Source organism: Quatrionicoccus australiensis, assembly GCF_020510525.1.
Classification (GTDB): domain Bacteria; phylum Pseudomonadota; class Gammaproteobacteria; order Burkholderiales; family Rhodocyclaceae; genus Azonexus; species Azonexus australiensis_B.
Map to the genome: position 1 here is coordinate 2,876,195 of NZ_CP075188.1, position 10,128 is coordinate 2,886,322.

Here is a 10,128-nt window from a genome sequence, read left to right on the forward strand (position 1 = left end):
AAAATGCCTGTTTTTGCCGGTCGACCGCTCAGGCGAAGCGAAAAGCCAGTTGCGGCGACACTTCCGGCTCGGGCACGACCTCGCTGAGCAAGGGCGGCGCCTCGAGCGACAGGATTTCCGCGAACGCAGCCGCCGGAAACTCGGGGAAATCGGCAAAATCCGCCAGCCAGAAGCTGGCCGCAAGGCGATTCAGGATGACCGGCAGGCGCCGCCCGCCGACATCGCGCGTCACCAGCGCACAACTTGTCCCGACCTGCGGATGCTCGTCGAAGACAGCGGCAAACAGCAACACCTCGCCGGCCGGATGACTGAGCCGCAGCTTCCGGCACTCGCCGCGCCCCGGCGTCTGCCAGGTAAAAAAAGCCGTCGCCGGCACCAGGCAACGCTTGCTGCGCAAGATCTTGCCGTAGAACGGCATGTCGGCCAGCCCTTCGCCACGCAGACTGAGCACCGGCACCTGTGGATCGAGCGACAGGAAACTCCCCATCAGGCCCCAGCGGGCCGTCGCCGCGACATAAGCGTCAGCCTCGGCACGCAGCATCAGCACCGGATCGCGCGGGTTCATCTCCGCTGCCCGCGGGATCTGCTGCGGGCTGACATGGAGCTTCGGCAGACACTTGCCCAGCCCCCTGGCCTTTACCTTGAGTTCAAACTGACTGCACATGGCTCAACCCCGGATGAATTACTGTATGAATATACAGCACCCGAACCGGATAAAACAAGTCGGACAGCAACAGGTCGCCTACGAGCGTTTCTGCTTGGGCGTGAAAAACTCGCAGACCTGCCCGGACGACGCGATCACGTCGCGCTCCGGCAGGCGCCGGCTCTTGAAGCCCAAGGCCCGGCAGCCATAACGGAAATTCAGATCGAAGGTAATGTGGAAATGCTCGCAGGCATTGCAGCGCGGCCGGTGGTCAGAAGGCATGACGGATTTCAGCGGCAAGCGGCAGTTGAGTTGCTACAGGGCTTCCATCGCCCGAGCCGGCAGGGCAATCTCCAGATTGAAGCGCTCGCGCAGGCTTTTGACCAGCCAGCGCTCAGCCGTTGCCATATCCGAAAATATCTCGGTCGGATAGAAACAGAGCGGCGACTCGACATACTCGCGCGCCAGATCAATGATATCGGGCTTGCTGGCAACCAGGGCAATCAGGATGTTCGGATTGCTGGCCGAGGCCGCCTGGTCGATCGCCGCCACTTCGTGGATATCGAATCCCGCAAAGGAAAGACTTTCCGCCGCAAGAAAGTCATTGATGACATAGCGAATCGAATCGAACTCGGGATCGCGATGCATATCGACGACCGAGTGGTAGATATCACTGCCACTCACCCGGCCGGAGAATCGTTTGATGGCTCCTTTCGGATACCAGATGATTTGGTAGCTCATCGGAATGAAGCGACGGCGAAATTGAGAATGGTCATAGCTTAGCCGATTCCTGGCAAAAACAGAGCCGAGCAAAGAAGCTAAAACTCTTCACGGCAAGCGAAACAACATAGCAAAAACCGCCAAGTTTTATGTTAACGAACAGGTTCTCAGGTCTTATGGCTTGGCAATTGGCGCCAGCAGCTCCGCCTCAGTACCGAACTTCGCAACGTAGGCATTATTCAGCCCCAAGCATTCCGTCGCGGCGCAACGATCACGATATATGCACTGAAAAAAGCCGTTGCGAGCAAACTCCGGCCAGAAAGCAGGATCGATGAACAACTGCGGCTGACTATTGCGCAAAGCCCCTCTTATATCTTTCAACAGACATTCGGGAAAATGCTTCACCTCAACACCAAGATCAAGCCTACGCGCATCAAGGATGGCTGCGCGCAGGAGTGGCAAAACATCGGCATGACTTGGCAGAAGCCCCCGAACGTCACGGTCCTGCATAGGCAGATAGCACCAGAACTCAACCTGGGTCAGCCGCTGGACGGGCGCTAGGGTCGCGAGAATATCAGGGAGTTGACGAAAGTTGAGTTCACTCACCACCGTATTGGTGATGGCAACCACATGGTCGAACTCCTCCAGGTTCATCAGGCCCTGCAAGGTCTTGTCAAAAGCACCCGGCACACCAGTGATAGCATCGTGAGTTGCAGCATCAGCACCGGCGACGCTGACGAAGAATTCATCGACGCCAGCGGCGACCAGCTCATTAAGATAACTGCGCTGGGCTAAACGCATACCGTGAGTCTGGATGCGCACATGAGAGAAGCCCGCTTCCCGGGCTTGCGCTGCCCAGCGCGGCAAATCATGGTGCAAAGTTATTTCGGCTCCGGTAAGGATCAAGCCACGCCACTGACGGCTGGCGGCGTTGTGCGCCAAGATACGTCGCAGCTCCGCCTCGCTTTGCGGACGAAGGTATTGCATGGCATCCTCGATCATGCAATGCTGGCAACGCAAATTGCAACGAAATTCCATTGCTGCCGAGACGTAATCCTCATTGCGGTAACGCTGGAACGCCTGCTCAGAAGAAACCATAGCAGGCGCTCTTGGTGATAGTGAAACGGCCATTCTCTACTCGGTAGTCGAAGCCGACGTCGAAAAGTAAATGATCGAGTCGCGACTGCTCGGCGGCGACAAAGTCGATCAACGATGCGGGCCAGGCCAGCCGGCGCATGAAGCTCAAGAGCTGGACCACCGATACACGGGAAAAATAGACGCCGTCACGGTCACTTTTGTTGGCCACAACGATGGTGCGGCAATCGCAGAAATCCGGCCAGAGGACATGCTCGGGGCGAAAACCAGGATAGTCGAGATGCATCGACGTGCGGGCCTTGGCGAGAATTTCCTTCATCTGCGTGGCGGCATCGAAAAAAAAGTAGAAGTTCTTCAGACGCGGCGGACCATTGCCGATGGCGTAACAAATTCCCGACGACACCTGGCTGCCAGGATTACCAACGTAGATATCGGCCGTATCTATCACCACCATATCGGTAAAATGGTGCGACTGCAGGTCGAGTGAAAACATGAAATGGGGCGTGGCCTCGACGGCAGGTAGGCACCCACGCCAACGTTTCGCCAGCGCATTCAGCAGGCGCGGCAGGGAACGTGTACGACGTTCGCGTTCATAGTCATAGAAATAGAACTCCCAGCTCAAAGCGGCACCGTCGTGCTTTATTCCCCAAACGCTACGCCCCATACCAAGCCCAGCACGAATGGCAGCCACAGTTTCACGCCCGCCCCCCCCAATATCCGCAACATCAAAGGAGCGGTACAGCACATTCACCGAGCGCAACTTACCGGCCACCGGGACCACCGCCGGGTATTCCCAGAGGCAGAAATCGTAAAGCGATTCATTTGCGCTGCACAGTTCCATGATATTCAAGAGACTTGCTTGCTTGCGACGATCAGATGAAAGGGAGTATCCAGCATGAAGCGTGTAACGGCAACATCCCCAAAACCCGCAGCGGCAAGCGCCTCACAATACTCACCGGTTCCTCTGTAGGAACGAAAGAACAATGCCAGCGGCAGATTGCCGAAAGTGAGCGGAACCTCCTCCGCGGCATCCGCTCGCGCACGCTCGGCAATGAGCACACGGCCACCGGGCCGTAGCGCGGCATGCGCCTGGCGCAAAAAAAACCGCCATCGCCTCCTGAGGCCAGTCGTGTAGCATCGATTTGAAACTCACGAGGTCGAAGCCACCTGGCCATGTGGCCTGCGCCGAGGTCACCGGCTCAAACCGGATGCGCGCGCCTTCCGGGCAACGCCCAACATGTACTGCACCAAGAGCACACACGGCCGGCAGGTCGAGTACCACGGCGCGCAAGCCGGCGTGGCGACGGCAGAGCTGCAACACGAATTCACCACTGTTGCCGCCAATATCGAGCATGTTTTGATAACCAGCGAAGTCATGGCGAGCCAGTACAGCCGGAGTCTCATAGCGCGTTAGCGCTGTCGTGTAGCGGAGCCAGCGGCCGGTAGCCGCGAGGTCTTCCGGCCGCGTACTTAGAGCCTTGCCATAATCGAAAATCTCGAACAGCCTTGACTTCACCGCAAACCCCCTCTCGTCATCAAGCAATAGTCCGAAGCGCTCGAACCAGTCACCACTGACAGCCAGGGCCATATCGAGCTTGGCCATTAACAGGTCGCGATATTTCCAGGTGTGGCGGAAGGTATCGCTCAGCCCCAGCAAATCACCGGATGCTTCCAGCACATGAGCATCGAGTAATAGACGCAGCAGAAACTCAGCCGCACGCGGCTCAGCAGCCCCCATTGCCAAGACGACGGCCTGCGGCAGCAGCGTTTCGGTCGCCAGCCGGTCAATCAGCCCTCGTTCGATAGCCGTGGCCAGAGCGCGCACGCTAACGACGTCCATCAACCAAGCATCGACCCGCAAGTAGTCGAGCTCGTTGTAGTCAGTGGACATTGCGTACACGAGCGTCGCCTGCGTCGTCCATTGGGTAATAGACACTGAGAAACTCGTCGCCGTGGCGGTCGTAACCAGAGGAAAGATGTCCTAGGCGGCGCTCACCGAGCGGGCCGAGGAAGGACGTCAACTCACTACCCAGACCGAGCGACCCGGCCACGGTCTGCAACCGCGACGCAACATCGATCAGGCGCAGGCCGCTGCCGTAAAGGTTGATGTCGTAGGAACTGCGTAGGTTGCCGTCTTCTCGAACCTCCAGATACATGGGCGATGGTGCCTGGCCAAATCCCACCTTGAGGGCTGAGCAAACCATGTCGCTCACCGGCGATGGGGAGACACCGTGGATGCGCTGCACCCGCTCTAGCATATCAGTCAAGGGCAGATCGACATGGCAGAAATAACGAGAAATGCCTCCGTCAAGCGGCCGCGCCGTATCCCATTTAAAAGCCAGGTAAAGCAGCAAGGGGATACTAGGCGGTCGGGGCTGCCGACGCGCGGCGGCAAGATTGCGGTTAAATTCGAGATAGACCTTACACCAGCGGCGCGCACCGTCCGTCTCCAACCCGACATGTAGATGGTCAGATTGTCGTAGCAAGCTAGCCACCTGCGCCTCCCACGCTGGCGGCATTGAGAAAGCACGTGCCAACTCGACAAACCGCAACCAGGCAGCAGGGGTGGCGAGAAAACCAAGCAGCAGGCGATCAGTTAGCAGTCCGGCACGAGAAATCTTCATCGACCGTTCTCGCCCCGCTAAGGGTACGCCGGCGAGCATCTCCAACAGGACGTCACTACCAAACTCGCGACCGCTCATTTTCCCGGCAAGATGCGCACATTGCATTTAATTCCGGCGGGAATGCGACCACCACGGTTAGGCAGTTCCAGGCGCACACCGAAGGTCCCCGAAGCGGCGTCGATCACTTTGTCGATGGCACTCACGCGGGCCTTGTAGACCCCACTAATAAGCGGTGCAAGGCGAACCTCGCCAGTCATTCCGGCGCGGATGGAACCAAACAACTCGACCGGAGCGACAACCTCCACGTTCAGGGGGTCAATCTCGGCGAGCTTCAGAATTTTGTCGTTGCTGACATGCTCGCCGGGCGACATGTAGCGCTCAACGACGACGCCGGCAAAAGGACTGCGAATGGTGCGCTGGTCGAGATTGGCAAGCTGCTGTGCCAATTCCAATTTCGCCAGTCGGGTCTGGGTCTCCAATTCATCCTTTTCATTAGCCGAGATAAGTTCCTTGCGGAACAACTCTTGGTTCCGTTCCACCTTGCGCTCGCCAAACCTGGCCTGAGCATCGCGCAGCGCGACGGTAGCCATCTCCACCGGCGACTTCAGGCGGGCAAGCACCTGACCTTTGGTCACGAAGCTGCCGCGATCAACCAGCACCTCAGCCAGTGAGCCTTCGACGGCACTGCCCACGCTAGATACCTGGCGCGGTTCCACCATGCAGTCCATCTCGTCGCCGAGTTGCTTACCGGCATTAATGCTGCGCAGCAGGCTACGTCCATTTGCTGTTGGCAACGGAACGCCTGCCGCCCCCGCCGCGGCTGTCGCCGCTCGAGGGGGCGCGGCGGTCTGGGCAAAAGCCGAGAGGGTCGCCAGTACAAGTGGAATAACTGAAATGTAGCGAATTCTCATAGTCATTATTCTCGTTGTCCAGAAAAGGAAAGCATATCGCCTAATTGACGGTCTGATTTGAGCACGGCGGTACGCACCTGAGCTTGTTGGCGTTCTGCGCGAAGCTGGGCGAAACGCATCCAGCCGGAAAGCAGCAACGCGCGCCAGCGCCCGTTCCCCGCCAGCCGCAACATCAGCCGTTCGGCTAGCCCACCACGCATCGGCTCCAGCAGAGTGTCTTCGAGAGACAAGAATGCTTCAACGCAGCCAGCATCGCCTTGGCGGGCACTGCGCCCGGCAAGCTGACGATCAATGCGTGCCGCCTCGTGGCATTCTGAAAGGATAACATGTAGACCGCCGAGGGCATCGACGCCCTCACCCAGTTTGATGTCGGTACCACGACCGGCCATGTTGGTGGCAATAGTAATGGCCCCCGCCTGCCCGGCAGAGGCAACCACCTCTGATTCCTCGCTATCCTGCTTTGCAGAAAGCAGGTTGAAGACCAATCCGCATGTCGCCAGTTCCGCCGCCGCACGCTCCGAAGCAGCAACCGTACGTGTCCCCAATAGCACAGGAATGTTTTGCGCATGCAGCTCGGTGACGCGCAGGGCAATCTGGCGCCACTTTTCGGTGGCAGTGGAATAGATACGCGTGGAAAAGACTCGCCGCCGGCTCCGACGATGGGTAGGAACCGCCGCCACCGCCAGCCCATAGACGCGGCCCAGTTCGCCTGCCACCTCTTTGGCCGTACCGGTCATTCCAGCCAGCCGCAGATAACGCGAAAAGAAACGCTGATAGCTGATGCTGCCTAGCGTGCGGCGCTCATCTGACAGTGTCTCGCACCCCTCCTTGGCCTCGATCAATTGATGCAACCCCTGCCCCCAGGTTCGATCAGGCATGACACGCCCCGTGCCGACATCAATGATCTGCACGGTACCATCACGTACTAGATAGTGCTCATCGCGGTGGTACAAGTTAAGAGCAGCAAGCGCCTGAAGAATGACTTCCTCGCGCCACCGTACGTGGCGCCACAGGCCCGTACGTCGGGAGCAGAGATCGGCGAGCCGCCCATAACCACCTTCCGTAAGACTCACACGCCCCTCGCGCCGCATAATGATGAAATCATTACCCAACCGAAGGTCGCGAGCCAAATCCAGCGCAGTGCGCACCCAAGCGGCCGAACCATCCGGCGCAGAACCGGAAATGATGAGGGGAGTACGCGCCTCGTCGATCAACACGCTGTCGGCTTCATCAACGATGGCAAAATGTAGGCCGCGCAGCAACAGCTTGTGTGTGAGCGATGCACCACCATAGAGGTTTTCCAGCAACAAGTGCAAACCATCGGTATCACCGCCGAGACAAATCCGATCGCGCAGGTAGTCGAAAGCAAGCGTCTTGTTGGTGCAATAGGCGATGTCACGACGGTAAATTTCCTGCCTCTGAGCGTGATCCATCCCTTCGACAACCGTGCCAACCGACAAGCCAAGAGCTTCATAGACCGGCCGCATCGCCTCGCAGTCACGACTGGCCAAGTAGTCGTTCACCGTCACCACATGCACCGGCATACCAGAAAGTGCGGCAGCGGCGGCGGGCAACACGGCGGTTAGCGTTTTACCTTCGCCAGTGGCCATTTCGGCAATCATGCCCTTGGCCATCAGCCAGCCACCCAGCAGTTGTTCGTCAAAATGCCGCATCCCAAGCCGGCGGAAAGATGTCTCACGGATAAGAGCAAAGGCTTCCGCGAGCCCTATATCATGAAGCCCTTCCCGCCGCATGCGCAAGCCCGTCGCACGGGCACGTTGCCTGATTTCCTGGTCACCACACGCAGCGATTTCCTCCGCATGACTGTCCACCGCCAGCAGAAACTGCCGACGGCAATCACGGCGGGTCAGCCAGCGTCGGGCTAGGCGGCCAACAAGAAGAGAGCCATATTGATCCAGCCACTCGTCGGAGCGAAATTCCTTTCGTTCCGGGCAAGGCACGTCGAGCGGTGCTCGCTCGAATAGTAGTCGATCAAACATTAAAGGATCGCAAGAAGGCACGTCGCACACTGCGATACCACTGCCAGGCGAGAGGTTCAGGCTGCAAGGCAAAACGCACGTGAATGCGCTCGCCTACATAGGGCAGACTCTCCCCTACTGGCAGGCGGAGATCAACGAGAAAGAACTTTTGCAACGACTGATTGGCCTCGCGATAACCTGGATCGAGAACGATCTTGCCGCCCCCCTGAGCGCCAAGGATGGCACTCGGCAGTTCGTGTGTTGCTGCCGGCACCTCCCGCTCCATACGCGCAACAATCAGTGTCGCAAGGTGGTGCGTCGCACGAATCTCTACTTCCGACGTACGCCGGCTGACCAGGTCGCCTTCGGCCTCGGGCACCACCACGCGCACATTGGCGGAGCAGCCAGTCACATAGGCCAGCACCTCGCCACGCGGCACGAAACGACCGATGGCATCAGTTGCATCCGGCATAACGAACACGCCATCACAACGGCTGGCAATGACGAGATCGTTAACGGAACGACGCGCCTCGGCCTGTGCTGCCAGAACTTCTGGCCGAAGGTCATTGACCATTTCGGCGGCCGCCCGCGTATTGGTTCGGGCGAGGTCATAGCGGGCATCGAGTTCCATAACCTGAGCCGTCGTCAAAGCAAGATGTGCTGTCAGACTCGGATCCACAAGCCGTATCAGAGGTTGCCCAGCTTTAACCCTGGCGCCGGGATCCGCCAGCAACTCGACGATAAAACCATCTACCGCCGGCCGCAGCACGCTCTGCTCATCAGCCCAGACCACGCCCTCGGTAAGCGTCGACGCCGGCCACGGCAGAACCAGCAGAATGAGCAGCACTAGCGCCAAGGAGGCACCACTGGCCGAAAGCGCTCGGCGCCGCTTGCGCGCCAATGTCTGGCCATAGAAAAGATGGCTTGCCATTTTGAGCAAGGGCATTACCAGCAGCCCGACTACGGCGGCAATGGCCAACACAACGCCAAACAGGAAGAACCGACTGGCCACGCCTTCGATGATGGCGACCATCATCAACATGCGGAAGATAAACGAAGCAAGCCCGTAGCTAACCAGAATGGCGCTCTCGCGCCTGTCTCGGGCTGGAGAAGGGATTTCGGCCAACCCAAAAACATGGTGGTTAATAAGGTAGGCAATCTGTTCACTGGCACGTTTTGCGAAATTGGGCATTTCCAGCCAGTCGGCGAGGATGTAATAACCGTCGTAGCGCAATAGCGGATTGCCATTGATCAGCACGGTCGAAATACCAGCTACAAGAATGACATTGTATGCAACCGCACGCGCGGTACCCGGCTCCAAGGCGATCCAGGTGAACACCGCCAGTGCGGCGACGAAGAGATCCACCATCATTCCGGCTGCCCCAACCAGTATGCGGCACCTCTTGTCGGCGAAGGCCGTGGCGGCGCTGGCATCAACGTAGGGTATGGGCATCAGCACCAGCAACATAATACCCATTTCATGAACTTCGCCGCCACGCTGGCGCGTCACCAACGCATGCCCCAACTCGTGTAAAAGCTTGATTAGGGGAAAGACTACGACAGTCAGCAACAGGTTGTCCGCCGAAAGTGCCCTGTCGACAATATTGCTCGTCAACTCCTGCCAGTGCTGCCCCGCCAGTGCCGCCGCAGCTACAACCGTTGCCAGCCAAAGCAGCCCCCCCCATCGTCCGAAAAGCCAGCGCAACCGAGGCAGCGCAGCACATAGCCACGCATCGGGATCAACCAATGGAAAACGTAACGACAAAGGATTGGCAAAGCGTTGCCGCCAGCGCAGATTCTCATGGCGGCGTCGCCGTGCCTGAAGCTCGCTGAAATCGGGTGCCGCGTCACTTTGTAGGACATCTGCGCGATAGAGATCGGAGAGAAGCTTTATCACTTCGGTCTGGCTCGGCATCTCCTCGCCCAAGGCTGTACTGGCAAGGTCCCACACTTCTTGCACGCTGCGCTGACCATCCATGAAGCCAAGGATACGGTTGGCTACGACCGAAAACCGGTGGAAGCGGCCGGTTGAGTGGTTCTGTAGGACATACCAGACTTCGCCGCGATAAACGTGGCGGTGAACCTGAGCGTGGTTGCGCAGCCGCGGACGAAGCGCCGCCACGCGATACCAAGAGTCGCTGGCCATCGTCATCGGA

10 protein-coding genes are annotated in these 10,128 nt (G+C 58.6%); all 10 read right to left on the minus strand.

What is annotated here, in order from left to right:
* Positions 1–28: 28 nt before the first annotated feature.
* The 10 genes from KI612_RS13845 to KI612_RS13890 all read right to left on the minus strand — a co-directional run bounded on the left by KI612_RS13845 (position 29) and on the right by KI612_RS13890 (position 10,124).
* On the minus strand, positions 29–664 hold the full coding sequence (locus tag KI612_RS13845) for an SOS response-associated peptidase family protein (protein ID WP_226440663.1): 636 nt from the start codon (positions 662–664) through the stop codon (positions 29–31).
* Positions 665–742: 78 nt separating this feature from the next.
* The gene (locus tag KI612_RS13850; RefSeq protein WP_226440664.1) at positions 743–925 is read right to left on the minus strand and encodes a hypothetical protein; all 183 of its coding nucleotides are present in this window, start codon (positions 923–925) and stop codon (positions 743–745) included.
* Positions 926–958: 33 nt separating this feature from the next.
* The gene (locus KI612_RS13855) at positions 959–1,384 is read right to left on the minus strand and encodes a hypothetical protein (protein WP_226440665.1); all 426 of its coding nucleotides are present in this window, start codon (positions 1,382–1,384) and stop codon (positions 959–961) included.
* Positions 1,385–1,537: 153 nt separating this feature from the next.
* Positions 1,538–2,461, minus strand: a complete 924-nt coding sequence (locus tag KI612_RS13860) for a radical SAM protein (RefSeq protein WP_226440666.1) — start codon at positions 2,459–2,461, stop codon at positions 1,538–1,540.
* On the minus strand, positions 2,448–3,308 hold the full coding sequence (locus KI612_RS13865) for a hypothetical protein (protein WP_226440667.1): 861 nt from the start codon (positions 3,306–3,308) through the stop codon (positions 2,448–2,450). The genes KI612_RS13860 and KI612_RS13865 overlap by 14 nt, the downstream gene beginning before the upstream one ends.
* Positions 3,309–3,410: 102 nt before the next feature.
* The gene (locus KI612_RS13870) at positions 3,411–4,394 is read right to left on the minus strand and encodes a methyltransferase (protein ID WP_226440668.1); all 984 of its coding nucleotides are present in this window, start codon (positions 4,392–4,394) and stop codon (positions 3,411–3,413) included.
* Complete coding sequence (locus KI612_RS13875) at positions 4,339–5,082, minus strand: hypothetical protein (protein WP_226440669.1); 744 nt, start codon at positions 5,080–5,082, stop codon at positions 4,339–4,341. The genes KI612_RS13870 and KI612_RS13875 overlap by 56 nt, the downstream gene beginning before the upstream one ends.
* Positions 5,083–5,156: 74 nt before the next feature.
* Complete coding sequence (locus tag KI612_RS13880; protein ID WP_226440670.1) at positions 5,157–5,993, minus strand: efflux RND transporter periplasmic adaptor subunit; 837 nt, start codon at positions 5,991–5,993, stop codon at positions 5,157–5,159.
* A 5-nt stretch (positions 5,994–5,998) separates the two neighbouring features.
* Complete coding sequence (locus KI612_RS13885; RefSeq protein WP_226440671.1) at positions 5,999–7,993, minus strand: preprotein translocase subunit SecA; 1,995 nt, start codon at positions 7,991–7,993, stop codon at positions 5,999–6,001.
* A complete protein-coding gene (locus tag KI612_RS13890) occupies positions 7,986–10,124 on the minus strand; it encodes a peptidase M50 (protein ID WP_226440672.1) in 2,139 nt (712 codons plus the stop codon). Before KI612_RS13890 ends, KI612_RS13885 begins: the two co-directional genes overlap by 8 nt.
* Between the last annotated feature and the right edge of the window lie 4 nt (positions 10,125–10,128).